The sequence below is a fragment of the Vibrio nigripulchritudo genome (assembly GCF_027924785.1).
In the GTDB taxonomy this organism is placed as follows: Bacteria; Pseudomonadota; Gammaproteobacteria; order Enterobacterales; family Vibrionaceae; genus Vibrio; species Vibrio nigripulchritudo.
Window position 1 is genome coordinate 1,584,562 of the sequence record NZ_AP027050.1, and the last position, 18,392, is coordinate 1,602,953.

General features: G+C 46.3%; 11 protein-coding genes. 8 read left to right on the forward strand and 3 right to left on the reverse strand.

Features of this window, described 5'->3' with window-relative positions; genetic code table 11:
- Positions 1-60: 60 nt before the first annotated feature.
- The 3 genes from glgB to QMG91_RS25500 all read right to left on the reverse strand — a co-directional run bounded on the left by glgB (position 61) and on the right by QMG91_RS25500 (position 7,164).
- On the reverse strand, positions 61-2,235 hold the full coding sequence (gene glgB / locus QMG91_RS25490; RefSeq protein ID WP_281830803.1) for a 1,4-alpha-glucan branching protein GlgB: 2,175 nt from the start codon (positions 2,233-2,235) through the stop codon (positions 61-63).
- Positions 2,236-2,429: 194 nt separating this feature from the next.
- The gene (gene malQ / locus QMG91_RS25495; RefSeq protein ID WP_281830805.1) at positions 2,430-4,616 is read right to left on the reverse strand and encodes a 4-alpha-glucanotransferase; all 2,187 of its coding nucleotides are present in this window, start codon (positions 4,614-4,616) and stop codon (positions 2,430-2,432) included.
- 88 nt (positions 4,617-4,704) lie between these two features.
- On the reverse strand, positions 4,705-7,164 hold the full coding sequence (locus QMG91_RS25500) for a glycogen/starch/alpha-glucan phosphorylase (RefSeq protein WP_281832736.1): 2,460 nt from the start codon (positions 7,162-7,164) through the stop codon (positions 4,705-4,707).
- Positions 7,165-7,799: 635 nt separating this feature from the next.
- Between QMG91_RS25500 and malT the strand changes: the two genes are divergently transcribed.
- The 8 genes from malT to rsgA all read left to right on the forward strand — a co-directional run bounded on the left by malT (position 7,800) and on the right by rsgA (position 18,391).
- Positions 7,800-10,511 carry an HTH-type transcriptional regulator MalT gene (gene malT / locus QMG91_RS25505; RefSeq protein WP_281830806.1) on the forward strand — a complete coding sequence of 904 codons (2,712 nt, stop codon included), beginning with the start codon at positions 7,800-7,802 and terminating at the stop codon, positions 10,509-10,511.
- 28 nt (positions 10,512-10,539) lie between these two features.
- Positions 10,540-11,229 (forward strand): hypothetical protein, encoded by a 690-nt coding sequence (locus QMG91_RS25510; RefSeq protein WP_281830808.1) that lies wholly within the window; start codon positions 10,540-10,542, stop codon positions 11,227-11,229.
- A gap of 612 nt (positions 11,230-11,841) precedes the next feature.
- Complete coding sequence (locus QMG91_RS25515; RefSeq protein WP_045964957.1) at positions 11,842-12,762, forward strand: polyprenyl-phosphate transporter; 921 nt, start codon at positions 11,842-11,844, stop codon at positions 12,760-12,762.
- A 283-nt stretch (positions 12,763-13,045) separates the two neighbouring features.
- Positions 13,046-15,262, forward strand: a complete 2,217-nt coding sequence (locus QMG91_RS25520) for a M14 family zinc carboxypeptidase (RefSeq protein ID WP_281830811.1) — start codon at positions 13,046-13,048, stop codon at positions 15,260-15,262.
- Positions 15,263-15,543: 281 nt separating this feature from the next.
- Positions 15,544-15,978, forward strand: coding sequence for a hypothetical protein (locus tag QMG91_RS25525; RefSeq protein WP_004407336.1), 435 nt, complete (start codon positions 15,544-15,546; stop codon positions 15,976-15,978).
- Complete coding sequence (locus tag QMG91_RS25530; RefSeq protein ID WP_281830814.1) at positions 15,971-16,570, forward strand: SCO family protein; 600 nt, start codon at positions 15,971-15,973, stop codon at positions 16,568-16,570. The genes QMG91_RS25525 and QMG91_RS25530 overlap by 8 nt, the downstream gene beginning before the upstream one ends.
- 10 nt (positions 16,571-16,580) lie before the next feature.
- Positions 16,581-17,063, forward strand: coding sequence for a copper chaperone PCu(A)C (locus QMG91_RS25535; RefSeq protein ID WP_281830815.1), 483 nt, complete (start codon positions 16,581-16,583; stop codon positions 17,061-17,063).
- A 284-nt stretch (positions 17,064-17,347) separates the two neighbouring features.
- Positions 17,348-18,391, forward strand: coding sequence for a ribosome small subunit-dependent GTPase A (gene rsgA, locus QMG91_RS25540; RefSeq protein WP_281830816.1), 1,044 nt, complete (start codon positions 17,348-17,350; stop codon positions 18,389-18,391).
- Position 18,392 lies beyond the last annotated feature (1 nt).

Consider the following 18,392-nt stretch of genomic DNA (forward strand, 5'->3'; position numbering starts at 1 on the left):
AAGCAAGAAAGAGCGAGCCAATTGGCTCGCTCTTTTATTTTCATCTGGTTACAACGCGACTTATTTTAGCTTATAGAACACCGTCGAAAGCGGCGGAATTCGCAAGTTCAGTGACTGCTCCAGCCCTTCACTTTCCACTTTTTCCGTTTGAACAACTGAGTGAACATCAAACCCACTGCCGTTGTACTTAGTGTCATCAGTATTCAGTACCAATTCGTATGCCCCTTCATTGGGAACACCAAGCCGAAATCGCTCGTGTGGAACAGGCGTAAAGTTGGAGACAATCAAGATACGCTCTCCAGACTCACTGATTCGCTCATGAGCGAGAATACTCGCATCTTTGGCATCCTGCAGTCGCCACTCAAAACCTTCAGGGTCACTGTCCTGATCGTGTAACGCTTTTTCTTTCCGGTAGAGGAAATTCAGGTCGCGAGTCAGATCCTGCACTCCTTTGTGGCGGTCAAATTGCAATAAGAACCATTGCAATTGATCGTCATGATTCCATTCGGCCGTCTGACCAAATTCCGCGCCCATGAAATTCAGTTTCTTCCCAGGCTGACCATACATATAGCCCATGTACGCTCGGAGGTTAGCCGTTTGCTGCCACTCATCACCGGGCATTTTATTGTGAATGGAACCTTTTCCGTACACGACTTCATCATGAGACAGCGACAGCACATAGTTCTCACTGTGTGCATAAACTAGTGGGAACGTGATGGTGTCGTGGTGGTATTTTCTATGCACCGGGTCTTCTTTAATGTACGAGAGACTGTCGTGCATCCACCCCATGTTCCATTTGAAGCCGAATCCCAGACCACCCATAAATGTGGGAGCGGAAACTCCGGGAAATGCCGTAGATTCCTCTGCGATGGTCATGGCATTTGGAAAATGCTTATACACTTCCTCATTCATCCATTTCAGAGTGGCAATGGCATCGTAGTTTTCGTTTCCACCATCCATATTAGGTAACCATTGGTCGTGGCTACGGGAATAATCGAGATAAAGCATAGAAGCAACCGCGTCCACACGAATACCGTCTATATGGAATTGTTCAAACCAGTACAATGCATTAGAAACCAGGAAGCGACGGACGTGCTCTTTTCCCATGTCATAGATGAATGAATTCCAGTCCTGGTGCCATCCTCTGCGAGGATCAGGATCGTGGAAAAGTGGCGTACCATCAAAATTCGCCAGACCATGATCATCTGACGGGAAATGGGCAGGAACCCAGTCCAACACCACACCAATATTTGCCTGATGGCACTGATCAACGAAATATTTGAAATCATCCGGTGAACCGAATCGGCTGGTTGGTGCAAACAAACCAACAGGCTGATACCCCCAAGATCCGTAAAACGGATGCTCTGATACTGGCATCAGCTCGACATGGGTGTAACCGAGATCCACCAGATAAGGGATCAACTGGTCAGCAAGTTCACGATAATTAAGAAACTCACCGTTCTCGTTTCGTTTCCAGGAACCGGCATGAAGTTCGTAGAAAGAGAGCGCTTCTTTTCGCTTTTGGGTGACTGGGCGTTGCTGCCACGTTTCATCCTGCCAGTCGTATCGGCGGTGATCATAAGTAAGTGACGCAAATGATGGATGCTGCTCAGAATGGAAACCCCAAGGATCGGCTTTATGTGGCAGCCCTTCCCCGTCGGGACCTTTCATTTCAAATTTGTATTGAGTGCCTTCTGGCAGGTCAGGGATAAATAGCCCCCAGATACCGTAATCCAGCTTTTGCAGTGGATGCCTTCTGCCATCCCAGTAGTTAAAAGCACCAACGATGCTTATCGCACTGGCGTGAGGCGCGTAGACCAAAAAGCGAGTCCCGTTGACCTGCTTTCCACCGCGTTCGAGGGAGATAAACTGAGCACCAAGCTGATGGTACATCTGTTTGGGGGTATGTAAATCTTCGTACTCTGCGTATAACGCGTGATACTGATATGGGTCATCGACGATCTGTTCCGTGCCAGACCAGTCAACCGCTAAGCGATAATGAACATGGTTCAGGTCCATGTCGCCTTTCAATACAAAACCGCTGTTCTCTTCTCTTTCGAGTGGAATGCGATTTTGATCTTCTAATACCAACTGAACATTGTCTGCACCCGGAATCCAGATCCTTAACGCGATACCTTCTTCCTGACTAAACGGCCCCAGAAAAGAAAATGGATCAGCAAATGCAGCTTGCGAAAGTTGGGCATAGGCTTGTTTGGATTGTGTTTTATTATTCAACGCCTTGTCCCCTGACGATTATAAATGTGAGCGGTTAAGCCCCTTCCTGATGAATAACATCTGAGCTTGAATCAGACAGCGTTACCGCACAGGTATATTGAAAGCGATTCAGTCTAGCATGGATGCCAGAAAGTGAAAGCCAATGCATATTAATGCTAGTAGCCTAAAACATCATTCAGGCTACTGGCTTTTGTTTAACGCTGCTTTCTAAGTTCTGTTAAACGTTCAGCTAACTGATGGATATTATCCTTGGCAAATATGTCATCCAGATTAGAGGACAACTTGCGACGCCAGTTAGGGTATTCATCCACAGTGCCCGGAATATTGACGGGTTTGTCCATCTCTAACCAATCTTCGAGCTGAATACTGAGTAACGCACTGCTACCGGCAGCAAGGTGCATTTGAAGCGCCTCACTCAGGTGTCTGTCCATCGGGACTTTAGAGGCATCTCGACCCACACCTTCCGGTAAGTAACCATGCCACGCTACACTATTCAGAATCTCTTGTTTCGAGCGAAGACGATCATCAAACAGTTTATTAAGCTGCTCTTCATCGGGGTACAAACCCAGTTCTTCACCCATTTTGAGGTCATCGCAGTGCCAGAAACCTCTCAGGGTTGGCATATCGTGAGTACAGAGGGCAGACATCGACTGCTCAGCATAGTGTTGAGGTGAGAAGTACCCACCGTCTTCCGCCACTTCGAAGAAGAACACTTTGTATGAATGAATGCCCGCTTCAGAAAGCAACTCGACAATTTCATCAGGCACGGTTCCCAAATCTTCGCCGATAACGGAGCACTGGTGGCGATGGCTCTCTAACGCCAGCAGTGCCAGCATCTCCTTCACTGGGTAGTAGATATACGCACCTTCTGATGCGTTATGCCCTTTAGGAACCCACCAAAGACGCAATAAACCAAGAACATGGTCAATTCGTAGTGCTCCGCAATGGGTCATATTAGCTCGTAACAGCTCAATGAATGGCTTGAACTTTCTCGCTTGCAATTCCTGAGGATTCAACGGTGGAAGCCCCCAGTTTTGCCCCAACGGACCAAGAATATCTGGCGGAGCCCCTATGCTGACGTCCTGACACAGTTCTCCCGTATCTGCCCAGGTTTCAGAGCCTGAATCCGCGACACCAACGGCCAGATCCCGGTATAATCCGACCTGCATACCCTTCTCTTCTGCAAGTAACTGCGCTTCTTTGATTTGGCAGTCTGCTAACCACTGCAGGTAAAGATGTAGCTGAACCAAATCCTCATGGTCGACAATAAACTTTCTTACCGCTGGGCTGTGGTATTTGCGATATTTTTCAGGAAATACCGGCCAACCCCATGTATCACTGTCGTCTTCCTTAAGATAGGCATGCAGGGCGTCAAAGGTCGCCTGCTGCAACAAGCTCTGTCCGCCTTGATCAACAAACGAAACGAATTCAGTCGCACGGTCGGTATTTTTCTCAAGGTGACGTCGTTTAAATTCTGTGTAGAGAATGGGCAGGACACTCATCTTCAGTGCTGAGACTTCACTATAGTTGACCCAGTGAGATTCTCTGGCTTCCTGTAGCCTTTGCTGAAACTCAACACTTCCTACCAGTGCCTGAGCGTCGCTGCTAAGTGCAAATTCAGGAACCGAACTGACATCAATATAAAGAACGTTTAGCCAGCGACGAGATGATGGGCTGTACGGGCTTGCGCCTTCAGGGTTAGCTGGGAACAGAGAGTGAATCGGGTTGAGACCAATGAAATCACCACCACGCTCCGCTACCTGACTCACGAGTTGTTTCAGGTCGCCAAAGTCCCCCATTCCCCAGTTATGAGAGGTTCTTAAGGTGTACAACTGAACGCTCGGTCCCCACATTTTTTCGCCGCACAGCAAAGGTTCCTGTTTGTAGCAGCGCTTAGGGGCAATAACCAGAGTCATCTCATAAGGTGCTTTTCGACGTTTACGAGTAATACTAAGTTTGTGATAACCCCACGACAGGTTGTTTGGCAGCGCAAAAACTAAAGGACCGCCTGATTTTCGTTTGTCGCTGACAATCTGGGACTGGAGATATCCTTCCAGCATCTCACCGTTTTCGGTTTCCAGACGCCAGCTAAACTCGCTTTCTCGGGCACTGGCGCCCAGATTCAGTTCAATATGAACATCCTGATCGTCGGTCAGAATGAGGATCGGTTCGAGAACCGGTTTCTTGTGCTTCTTCTCGGCAGATGCTAGCAAAGCCTTGTCATTCGAGACGTCGTAGCCGAGTGAATTTAGTAAATGCGTAATGGTATCAATAGAAACATCGGTTTCCTGCCCCATGGCATTAATGTACTTTTCTGCAATGTTCGCTTTGATCGCGACTTGTTTAATAGCCTCTGGCGTTGTTTTTCGGACTTCTTTCATTATTTTCTCCGGAGGTGACTTATGCCCTCTTTTTCGCTGACTGTGGATACCTTGATAAAGTCGGTATCCACAGTTTCAGCAACAAGCGTTATGAACGTTTTACTGCTTCCAGTTTCCAGATGTTGTTTACGTAATCTCGAATACTGCGGTCAGAACTGAATTTACCCACTAGTGCAGTGTTCAGAATCGCTTTGCGCGCCCATCCTTTCTCGTCTCGGTACTGCGCATCCATATCTTCATGCGCTTTGATGTAGGAAGCAAAGTCCGCCAGAACCAGATATGGGTCCCCTCCATCTAACAGGCTTTCATAGGTGGCTGCCAGACGTCCCGGCTGCCCCGGAGTGAATTCGTCCCCAACTAGAAGATCCAGCGAAGCTTTCAGTAAATGGTCGGCATGGTAGTAGTCGTATGGGTTATAGCCTTTCTCACGTAACGCCTGAACTTCATCCACTTCTAAACCGAAAATGTAGATATTGTCGTCACCCACTTCTTCACGAATCTCTACGTTTGCTCCGTCCATCGTACCTATGGTCAGTGCGCCGTTGAGCGCCAGCTTCATGTTTCCGGTTCCTGAAGCTTCTTTACCTGCGGTCGAAATCTGCTCGGAAACATCCGCAGCAGGGATGATAATTTCAGCCATGCTTACACGGTAATCAGGCATGAACACCACTTTCAATTTGTGCTTAACGCGATTGTCGTTATTGATTTTCTCAGCCACTTTGTTGATGGCGAAGATGATCTCTTTTGCAAGATGGTAGCCGGGTGCGGCTTTTGCTGCGAAGAATACGACGCGGGGTGCCATATCGAATTTCGGATCATTAAGCAATCGGTGATAAAGCGACAGAATATGTAGTAAATTCAAGTGCTGACGCTTGTATTCATGCAGACGCTTGATTTGCACATCGAAAATGGCGTTAGTATCCAGCTCAATGTCCATATTCTCTTTAACCCAGTCTGCCAGACGCTGCTTATTAGCTTGCTTCACACGCATAAAGTCTTGCTGGAAGGTTTCATCGTCTGCGAATTTTTCTATTTTTCTCAACTCATCGAGATCAACAATCCAGTCTTCCCCAATCTTACTGGTAATCAAATCAGATAATTCTGGATTACAGAACTTCAACCAGCGTCTCGGGGTAACTCCGTTTGTGACGTTTTGCAAACGCCCAGGGAACATCTCGTTGAACTCTGGGAACAGATCTTTCTTTACCAGAGCAGAGTGAAGCGCGGCCACACCATTAACGGCATAAGATCCGACAACACAAAGGTTCGCCATACGAACCATGCGGTGCGTACCTTCTTCAATGATCGACAGTTTGCGCATCTTATCGACATCACCCGGCCACTTCTCTTTCACATCGTGCAGGAACAGGTGGTTAATGTGATAGATGATCTCCATATGACGGGGAAGTAAGCGTTGCAGAAGCGCTTCGCTCCAGGTTTCCAACGCCTCTGGCAACAAAGTATGGTTGGTATAAGCGAAGGTTTTCGTACAGATCGACCAGGCATCATCCCACTCAAAATCGTTCTCATCCACCAGAACTCGCATCAGTTCGGGGATCGCCACCGTCGGGTGAGTATCGTTCAACTGAATGGTTTCGTATTTTGGTAAGTCTTCGAGCGAATGACCATTTGCCTGATGACGGTGAAGGATATCGGCCATTGAGCAACGAACATGGAAGTATTGTTGCATCAGTCGAAGCGTTTTGCCTTTTTCGTGGTTGTCGTTCGGGTATAGCACCTTAGTGACGTTTCCGGCATCGATAAGCGCATGCTGAGCTTCAAAGTAATCGCCGTTGTTAAAGCTTTCAAGACTGAATGGCGCTATTGCACGACATTCCCAGAGTCTCAATGGGTAAACGGTTCGGCTCTGATATCCGACAATCGGCATATCCCAAGGCATTCCCTGAACATACATCCCCGGTTTCCAACGACGCTTTTCAACGCCGTCATCATTCACGTAAACATCCACGTGACCATAAAATCCGGCTTGTTGTGCCAGTTCCGGACGCGCGACTTCCCATGGGTAACCTTCAACTCCAGCCCATGCATCTGGCGCTTCTTTCTGATGGCAGTCTTCAAAAGACTGACGGAACAATCCGTACTCATAGTGCAGACCATACCCCACTGTCGGGAATTGCTGCGCGGCGCAGGAATCCATAAAGCAGGCGGCAAGTCGACCTAAGCCACCATTACCCAGTGCCGGATCGCGTTCGTTTTCTAAAATATCAGTCAGGTTCTGCCCTAACTCTTTGACGGCCTCATCGACAACGTCATACAGCCCAAGGCTAATAAGATTGTTACCGGTAAGACGACCGATCAGAAATTCAAGAGACAGATAGTTAACGCTTCGGGCATTCTTAATTTTTGGGTCGTTTTCTGTCTCTAGTAAGTCAAATGTAGTTAATTCTGCAAGCGCTCGACCTGTCGCCAAATACCATGCTCTTTCTGATGCATTTTCAACGGTGGTCGCATAAGTGGCAGCCAAATGCTTTTTTACTGCGTTTTTGAACTCTTCTTTATTGAAATTCACGTGCTCTGTCGGCTTCATTTGGAATTCTCGCTGTTGGTTTTCCATGTCCCCCCAAGCTACTCACGCATCGGACTACCAGACGCTGCTAACCTGAATCAGTCGAGCCATCCGCGGACGAAAATTCAGCACAAGAAAGCTAACTTGGGTTCAAAATTTGTTGCTCCGTATTAAGGGCTGTTGATCCTAAAGACCGGAGCGTTGTTTATCTTCAGCCGAACACGCGAGCAAAACATCATCCTGAATGAAAGGAGGAGGAGGAGGAGGATTAAGGGCGTAGGTAGTAGAGCGAACGATATTGGTGAGCCAATGAGCAAAACTTGTGCAAACGATTCATGGATGGTGACATACTTCACCTTTTTAATGCAATAGAACCAACATTGAGAATGTTTAAGTAGCTCCCAAGCAAATTTTATTCGACAAATGAATCAATACGGTGCAGTTATTGTCACTTTACACAGCAATAAATTTCCCTTTTTATGTGTTTACTCATTAATTTTCTCTGGAAAGTTGAGTCATAAACAAGATCCAAGTCACACTATTAAGGCGTAGTCCTCCCCAGAATATCCCCTATCTTTAGATTTAAGAGATCGATCAAGGATGGTGAGAACCCCTCCTCGTAGTATCCGGCGTAGAAAACATCAATAAGAAAAATTATGTGGATTCCCTCTAAACTTACTCGCCCTAAACGCTTGCACAACGCCATTCTTCGCCCAAGAGTTCTTGAGCTGCTGAAACAGGCTCCGCACTACAAACTGATTCTATTTCGCTCTCCTGCCGGTTATGGCAAAACGACGATGGCTGCTCAGTGGCTGGAAGAACAGCCAAACGTTGGCTGGTTTAGCATCGACGACAGCGACAACGAGAGCTTTCGCTTTGTGAACTACTTTTTGCGGGCATTGAACGTCGCAACCGATAATGCTTGTCGCAAATCTCAGTCTCTGGCGGAAAAGCGTCAGTTTTCCTCCCTTAAGACTCTGTTTAGCGAGGTGTTTGCTGAAGTCAGTCAGGTTACAAAAAGCTGTTTTGTCGTTCTGGATGATTACCACTGTATCGAGAATGAAGAAATCCATGAAGGCATGCGCTTCTTCCTTAAACATTTGCCAGACAACATTACACTGGTCGTAACCAGCCGTGCACTGCCGCCGTTGGGCGTGGCTAATTTGAGAGTTCGCGATCTGATGATCGAAGTAGATAACGACTCGCTGGCATTCGACAACGAAGAAACCGCTCGCTTTTTCAAACTCCGTGTAGCAGACGGGATTGACGACTCCACTGCCAACGCATTGCGTCATTATGTCGAAGGCTGGCCTTCTGCATTACAGCTCTTTGCCTTGCAGGCTCAACATCAGAAAAAGTCTCTGGTGCAGTCTGCTGAAACCTTGTCTGATTTTAACCATACGCATCTTTGGGATTATTTACTCGAAGAGGTGTTTGAACTACTGGATTCAGAAACCCGCCAGTTTCTTATGCAGTGCTCCGTATTCGATACGTTTAATGATGTGCTGGCATCAAAGGTAACAGGTCGGGAAGATGCGCTTGGAATGATCGAAACACTAAATCGATTCGGCTTATTCATCTATTCTCTTGAAGGAGAACAGAACTGGTATCGATTCCACAACCTGTTCGGTGAGTTTCTGAATCACGAGCGCCAGACCCACCTCCCCGCACAAGACAATAAGCTACATAGCTCTGCTGCTCATGCCTGGCTATCATTGAAAAATCCGGATCAAGCTCTGAGTCATGCCTTAAAATCGAAAGATGATGATCTGATTGTGGATGTACTGGATAAACACGGCTGGGCAATGTTCAATAAGGGTGAACTGGCTCTGCTTGATCGAGCGTTGGAGTATCTACCACCCGAAAAAAGATTCAGCCAGCCCAGCCTTGCGCTACTGCGTGCGTGGCTAGCTCAGAGCCAGCACCAGTATGATAGGGTCGCCTCACTGCTTACAGAAGCAGAGCAACAGCTTAAGTTAAACAATATAGAACTCACCAATAATGACCAAGGTCAGGTCAATGCCCTACTTGCGCAGGTGGCAATTAACCAGAATGAACCCGAGAAAGCGCAGACGCTGGCAGATTTAGCGCTGAGCCAGCTTTCAGCGACAACCTATCGCAGCCGAATAGTCGCAACTTCCGTTATGGGGGAAGTGAATCACGTATTAGGGCACCTCGACCGTGCTTTACCCCTTATGCAGCAGACCGAAAAACTGGCGAGACAGTATCAGATCATTCCGCAGGCTTTGTGGGCACTGCTTCAGCAGAGTGAAATACTTATCGCTCAGGGATACGTTCAGGCCGCTTATGAAGTTCAGGACAACGCATTAAAACTGGTGGAAGAACAGCATTTACACCAGCTTCCGCTTCACGAATTTTTGCTTAGAATTCGAGCTCAGGTACTTTGGGGCTGGAACCGACTGGATGAAGCTGAGGACTGCGTCCACAGAGGTCTGGATGTTCTGGGTAAACATGATCAAAGCAACCACCTTCATGGCTACTCTATGCTTGCACGCATTGCCATTGGACGAGGAGAACTGGATAAGGCATCGCGCTATGTCGATCAAATTTTGCACCTGATTCAGCTTTCTGATTACCACATTGACTGGAGTGCAAATGCTTCACTTTCACTGTTGCTTTTCTGGCAGGCGAAAGGAGCAACACAAGAGATTGAGCAGTGGCTTGGTAGCGTCCATCGCCCAACAGACGCAAGAAACCACTTCAGCCAGCTTCAGTGGCGAAACATTTGCAGAGCCTACGCAAGCTTAAATATGCTTGAAAAGGCTAGAGATACATTGGCATTTTTGCAAAGCGAGGCATTGAAAGCCAACTTGGTCACCGACCAAAATCGAAACTTGATCGTTGAAGCGTCTATCCAGATACAACTTGGCGATTCGGCTTCTGCCGAAAGTGCGTTAGAACAAGCCATTAAGCTGACCACTCAGACAGGTCTTGTTGGGTATTACCTGATTGAAGGTGAAATCTTGATCTCGCCGCTGCAAAAACTGCTCAGCAACGAGAAGATAGGTGATTTAGAAAAACACCGTATTCAGCAGCTACTCAAGGACATCAGTAGCAGAAACCGAAACCGATCGGTGCACTTTGATGAACAATTGGTGGAGAAACTGGTGAATCACCCCAATGTTCCGGAACTGGTCCGAACCAGCCCGCTAACTCAAAGGGAATGGCAGGTTCTAGGGTTAATCTACGCAGGCTTGAGCAATGAACAGATATCGCAGGAGCTGGATGTTGCAGGAACCACCATCAAAACTCACATTCGTAACCTATACCAGAAACTGGCGATTGCCAATAGAAAGCAGGCAATAGAAACCGCTGAAAATCTTTTGCATTTAATGGGCTACGCATAAAGCGTAAAGAAGCGGACAAGGAGGTCTGATGCTAGTTGAGTGGCACCCAAAAAGATTTTGGTATTGCGATACCAGAATTCGTCGCCATGGGTTTGACTGCCTTCACCGGATGATAGTGGTTAAGCGCTCTGACGGGATGCTTATCATCATTAATCCGGTGGAACTCACCACCCAGTTACAACTGGCTCTGTCTGATCTAGGGCTTATAAAACAGATCTGTGTAACTTCACCTACCTATCACCCTACACTTTCTGAATGGTGGCTTGCCTATTCCGAGGCGCAGTTTCTTGCTACACCAACAGTCATTCAGCAGCGTTCAGATCTGCATTTCGATGATGCACTCTCCTCACAAACTCATAAATCGTTACAAGGTGAACTGCTTCAAACCTCTCTGTTAGGCTCAAAGTCACCCAGAAAGGTGATTTTTTGCGATCCGCAAAGCCGAACGTTAATCCTGCCTGATCTGCTTTTAGCCAACCAACCCCATCTACCCTTACCTCAGCGCCTGATTACCGTTATTTTTGGTGCAGGTAAAAGCACTGTTTTTCCCTTTTCTGACAGAACTCAATTCGAAAGAATGTCTCTCCTTAGAGCGTCGATTCAGGAAGTGTTGACCTGGCCAATTGAGCACATAATTTCAAGTAATGGACTGACAGTAGGCAAAGACGGGAAAAATGCTTTCTATCAGGCATTTCGATGGGCATTTGTTTCCGACTAAGTCCTGTCAACCCATTTTAATCACTCAACGCATCTTTACTTTTGTGAAGTGCATTCAAATCCAAATTGGGAAGAAGTTGAGCCCTAGAGCACAGTTTTTTCTTCATTTTCGCATAATGCAATTCCCATTTTGCAAATCACTGCAAAATGTAAAACAGATCGCATATTGTATTGACTTAATTGTCAGCAGTTGCAGTCGCTTTATCGACCATTGTCACAAAAATGAGAGTGATAAAAGAAATGTCATGAATATTTAAAAATATTCTTTAAATACAGAGGGTTATATTGATTTTATGGTTGTTTAGGCAAAAAAATAGCCAACCGCAATAGGGCGATTGGCTTATATTTTTTGTGAACAAATCGGGTTCACTAACAACGTCAGTTGGCTAGGTGACCCTCGGCTTTAATAAGGGTCACATGTATAAATGCAATGGGTGTGCCAACTTTTCAAAACTAAAATCTAAGTTACTGTAAATGACTCATTACTCAGTCGGAAAATAGCGCCACCTCTGAACACAACTGACATACATCCTCATTAATATGTCGCTTTTCTTCATTGGTTTTCTATATCATAATCCATTCAACCTTTTATCGAAGAGAATGAACGACCTAAATGAATCTTTTAAAAACCTTTTTTAAAGGTGTTGCCATGGGTGCTGCCGACGTAGTACCAGGCGTGTCTGGCGGTACAATCGCATTTATCACAGGCATTTACGACACGCTTCTGGAAAGCATTCGTCGTGTTAACCCTTCTATTATCGGCATTTGGAAAAGAGAAGGTTTTAAAGCCGCCTTCGACCACATCAATGGTTTGTTCCTTATCACTCTGTTCAGCGGCATCATTCTTAGTATTCTGACGCTTGCCAAACTTATCTCGTGGCTCTTGGTTGAACACCCGATTCCACTTTGGTCATTCTTCTTCGGTCTGATCTTGATTTCAGTTGTGCATGTACTGAAACAGGTTGAGAAGAAGAACATCGTGACTGGCGTTTTCTTATTGCTAGGCGTCGGCTTTGCTTACACCATCACTGTTGTCAGCCCTCTTCAGATGGCGGATACCAGTTTGAATATCTTCATAGCAGGAATGATTGCTATCTGTGCCATGATTCTTCCTGGCATTTCAGGCAGCTTCATTCTTTTGCTGCTGGGTATGTATGGTCCTATTCTGGCTGCGGCAAAAGGGCTACAGATCGACGTTCTGATGCTATTCATGCTGGGCTGTGTCGTGGGTATTCTAAGTTTCTCTCATGTTCTTTCATGGCTATTGAAAAACTTCAGAGACTACACGCTGACGTTTTTGACAGGTCTTATGTTGGGTACCCTACCGAAGATCTGGCCATGGAAAGAGACAATCTCCTGGCGCACTAACTCCAAAGGGGAGCAGGTGCCATTGGTTCAACACAATCTGTCTCCGTTTGAATTCGAATCTGTTATTCAACAACCGTCTCAACTGACTCTTGCCATCGTAATGATGCTGGTAGGTATCGGGTTGGTTTGGGGGCTTGAGAAAGTAGGTTCGCGAACTGAATCATAATTTCGATTTCCAAAGATCTTACCTAATATGCCAGTCAGCGAACCTGACTGGCATTTTTATTTGAGGATTACGCCGCTTGCTCCCCACCAGCTAAACACCTCCAGTTTACGAGGAATTTCTTCCCTCCAATATCTCACTTTTTTTGGAACAAACGGCTGATTTTTCAAAGTAAATTGCACAAATTGCGTCCACTTTTGAAACCCGAGCTTCCCTCACAATACTCTGACATTTGTCTATATTTCAGCCTTACCTTTTACCCTGACACCTCAGTCAGGAGAATATAATGAAAACGGAAAAAACAAAGAAAGTACTGCTTTCAGTCACTGCACTTCTGCCGACGATGATTGCAGCCAATCTCGCGTTAGCTGCGAGCCCGGATACACAAAAAATCGAAAGTTTGATACGTCAGGAAATGAACGATACTGCCAGTATCTACACCGTTAAGGCTCCAAACCCCGACTTGTATCGAAAAGCACTGATTTCACTCAAATCCAAAGTTCTCGAATCCGATGAGACTAAGATGACTTTCATCATGTCAGTGTCGGATGAAGAGAAAAACGACCTCACACGTTTGGGATTCAAGTTCTCTGATGCTCAGAACTGGATCAATAAGAGAAATGAGAAACTGGAAAAGAGAATCGACAATATTCAGCGTCGCGCTCGCTCTAATTCTGCTCCTCTGAATACGGGTCAGATACAAGGCATTCCAGGGTATTCTTGCTATGAAACGGTTGAAGAAAGCTATTCGGTAGCCAGAGGCTTTACCACCACCTACCCAAATCTGGCGGAGTGGAAAGACGTCGGCGATTCCTTTGAGAAGACTCAGAGAAATGGCGGTTATGATATTTTTGTGCTGAAGCTGACGAATAAAGCTAAAGCTGGCAATAAACCCGCGCTGTACATTAACTCTGCGATTCACGCTCGCGAATATACAACTGCTGCGCTGACGCTGGATTTCGCCAGATACCTACTCGAAGGGTATGGAAATGACGCTGATGCCACCTGGATTCTCGATCATCATGAAATTCATCTGATGATTCAGTCCAACCCCGATGGCAGAAAAATGGCAGAAAGCGGTCTGTCCTGGCGAAAGAACACCAACACGAATTATTGTGGACCAACAAGCAATCAGCGTGGTGCAGACCTGAATCGGAACTTTACTTTCAGTTGGAATAGCACCACAAACGGTTCAAGTGGTAATCAATGCGACAATACTTATCGCGGAACTAGCCCGGCATCTGAACCAGAAACCAAGGTTATTGAGGCTTACGCAAGAAACCTATGGCCTGACCGACGAGGTCCTAACATCAATGATGCTGCACCACTGGATACCAGCGGTATTCACCTCGATATTCACAGTTACAGCGAACTGATGCTCTGGCCATGGGGAGGAACCCAGCAAGCGGCACCAAACGGTCCTCAGTTACAGACTCTTGGTCGGAAACTAGCGTACTTCAACAACTACTACCCTACACAATCCATTGGTTTGTACCCAACAGACGGCACTAGTGATGGGGTGAGCTATGGCGAGCTGGGTGTGGCTGCGTTTACTTTTGAACTCGGTAAACAGTTCTTTGAAAGTTGCACCAGTTACGAAAACAAGATCAAGCCCGACAACCTGAAAGCTCTGATTTACGCTGCCAAAGTTGTCAGAACGCCTTATGTCACACCTTCTGGTCCTGACACAACTCAAGTGAATATCAGTAACGGTGCGTCTAGCTCTGGCGTCAATGCTGGTACTCAACTCACTATAACCGCGACGGCTTCGGATACCCGATACAATAATCGCAATGGTGCTGAACCCTCTCAAAACATTGCTGCGGCGGAGTATTACATTGATGTTCCGCCTTGGGAAACGGCAAATAATCCGACACCAATCGCGCTGAACGCAGTAGACGGATTTAATCAAAAAACAGAGCAGGTTACAGGGGTTATTGATACTACCGGCTTGTCCGAGGGTAAGCACATGGTATATGTGCGAGCGAAAGACTCACAAGGTAACTGGGGACCCATTACCGCTGAATTTGTGAATATCCGCTCGGGTGGCACCAACCCTCCTGCAACTGGTTACTGTGACACAAAGAGTGGCAATGCACGATATGAGTGGATCCAGCAAGTAGACGTAGGCAACTTCTCGCATCAATCTAATGCTGCAGTCTACAGCGATCATACGGAATCTAAGATCAACAAATCCATTGCTGTCACATCGGGGCAAAACAGCCTTACTCTGACTCCGGGGTATTCTGGAAGCACGTATCGTGAGCACTGGAAGGTTTGGATCGACCTGAATCAGGATGGTGATTTTGAAGACGCAGGAGAAAGTGTATTTGCGACTTCATCCGCCGCTGCTGGGAGCGTAAACGGTACGTTCAATGTCCCTGAATCCGCTAAAAAGGGGAAAACAACCATGCGCGTTATTATGAGCTACAACTCAATTAATAGTGCTTGTGGGACATTCAGATACGGTGAAGCTGAAGATTACACAGTGGATATTCAATAAGAAACCACGTGTAAACACTGTTCGGCTTAGCTTTTAGAATTAAGCAGGACACACTTAAAGGTTGTTATCAAAGGCTCTAAGCGCTCACGCTTAGAGCCTTTTTCTTTTCAGGTAGCTCGATCCAGCTCTCGATAAAGTATACGCAATCGTTTTGCTTATTTCCTTCGCCGATTTATTATTCGAATGAATACACGATAGTCACATTCTGACGTAAATACCCTTACGTACCGTATTCTATGTGCTAGCATTCACGCGTTTATAAATTAATAACTTAACCACACATGCTCCAAAGACTGATTCCTGTTTCTTTAATTTTTCTGGCGATGCTGGCAGGTTATTTCGCCCCGACCATACTGGCGCAGTTCTTACCTGATGACCAAGAAGTGGATCTTGCGGAATACTGCATGCTTTCAACTGAACCCTGCAAAACAGAAGGTGCCACCATTGTACTGGAGCACGACTCCACCAAACCGCTGGAGCCAACTCGTATTTTTGTTGTCTGGCCGGAAAGTACCGCGCAATCTCTGACTCTAGAGATGGAAGGGCTTGAAATGGATATGGGGGTTGTTAAGTTCCGGTTGGAAAATCAAGGGAATGGCAACTACGAAGGTGAACTCATGTTGCCTGTTTGTACTCTGGATGCCATGACCTGGTTAGGTAAACTCAGTAACGGCGATGAGAACGTAAAAACTGCAGTAAGGATGACACATGAATAAAAACTGGGCACTGGCGCTGGTTGTGGCTTTCGCACTTGGCGTTTCTTTAAAGGTGTATTTTGATCAGCAGAGTGAATTAGCTAATCAGAATGCGCAATCTGCTGATAGCTCTGTCACACTATTCGGAGCCGACGAAACACCTGTTAACCTCTACGATCAGGCTGACAGCCGAGTTCGTGTTATTTACTTCGGTTTTACACGTTGCCCTGATGTCTGCCCTACTTCACTTGCAATGCTGGCAGGCGCACTGAATCAACTGGACGATGCAGATAAAGATCAGTTCAGACCGCTGTTTATTTCGCTGGATCCTGAACGAGATGCTCCGCAACTCGCCAGCGAATACGCTTCTTATTTTCATAAAGACATCGAAGGGCTTTCTGCACCTTTAGATGTTACAAAACCATTAGCCAGCAAATATGGCGTTATTTTTAGAAAGACCGAACTGGAAGGTTCTGCGTTGGAATACACGCTTGACCACAGTTCCTATTTCTACTTTTTGAAGCCCGATGGAAGTTTAATTACTAAAGTTCCTCACGCTCTTTCACCAGCACCTGTATTGGCTGCTATGAAAGATATTATAAAGAATAATTAAGGATAAGCTGATGAAACGTAAAGCTCTTCTACTTGCCGCTCTGACCCTTGCTCCAATGGTTGGCGCAGCGCATCATGATCACAACCACAAATCTGAAGATTTGATGATTCACGAGCCTTATGTGCGTGCCACACCACCGAACGCGCCAACCAGCGCCGCATTTATGCATATCATGAACACTTCAGATAAAGACCGTGCCATTGTATCTGCCACAACACCTGTGGCGGGTCGTGTAGAACTTCACACGGTAATTACTGAAGGCGATGTAATGAAAATGCGTCAGGTAGACAGCATTGAGATCCCTGCTAATGGTGATGTTTCCCTAAAGCCAGGTGGATTGCACATCATGTTGTTTGATCTCACTAAGTCCCTAAAAGAAGGGGATTCTGCAGACCTGACTTTAACTTTTGCAAATGGCGAAGTTAAAACCCTGAAAGCGCCGATTAAGAAGGTGATGTCAGGCATGAAACACAAGCACGATCATCATCACTAAGTTGCTAACGTAAAGTTTCAGCGATATGATGCACAGGAGCTCAAACAGAGCTCCTGTTTTATTTCTACCAAAGATAAGGAGACATGATGATTGTATTCAATACCCACCCGGCAAAAGAAAACGTTCGTCGATAAATTCATTAGCTTTTAATTCGCGATTCCTTTCTGTTGCCCGGTGATTCTCAGCCGGGGTCTATGCGTCTTTTCTGACGTACATCCAATGTAATTCGACCCCAATACCATTGTATATGGCGCATTCGTGTGCGCGTTGTCTGGGGAAGACAAATGAATTTAAACTACACTTTGCCACAACTTGGATGGCAACCATTTTTTCAACAACAACTGACTTTAGAAGACTACGAAATTCACCGTATTGCACGTGTTGCTGCTCATCACCGTTCTCAATATGAGGTGTGGACTGAGCAGGGTTCCGTGTTTTTACCTGTAACATCCAGTCTTCCTGAAATGACAGTCGGTGATTGGGTACTTCTGACTTTAGAAAATCAGTTTGCCAAACTGCTTGACCGAAGCTCCCAACTTTCTAGAAAAGCGGCTGGAACTAAGGTTCAGGAGCAGTTAATTGCAGCAAACCTCGACACTCTGTTTATTGTGAGTTCACTGAATGCCGACTTTAATTTAAGCCGGATTGAACGTTATCTGGCACTTGCGAAAGAAAGTGGCATTCAGCCAGTCGTCGTGCTGACTAAGAGTGACTTGAGCGAGCAAACCAATGAGCTGCTTGCTCAGGCACAGAAGCTAGACTCATTGATGACAGTGACCGCCATTAATGGTTTAGACGAACTGAGCGTCGAGCAGCTTCGTCCCTGGTGCAAAGCAGGTACCACGGTTGGCGTCATCGGTTCTTCCGGTGTAGGTAAGTCGACTCTGATCAATACGCTTTCTGGGAAAAACTCTCAAAAAACATCGGGAATTAGGGAAGATGACAGCAAAGGTCGACACACAACAACGTCTCGATCCATGCATCAGATACCTAACGGAGGTTTGATTCTGGACACACCTGGGATGAGAGAGCTTCAACTGGCTGACTGTTCTCAGGGGGTGAGCATCACCTTTTCCGACATTGAAGAATTAGCGCTGCAATGTCGATTTAGTGATTGTCAGCATGGAAGTGAACCGGGTTGTGCCATCAAAAAAGCCATTCAGAATGGTGAGTTAGAGGAAAGGCGACTGAATAATTACTTTAAGCTTCTTCGAGAGCAAGAGCGCAATGGTGCGACTCTCGCAGAGCAAAGGCAAAAATTTAAGTCACTGACCAAGATGTATCGAAGCGTTCAGTCTCATCGCAGGCATCAGAAATCCATGGAGTGAT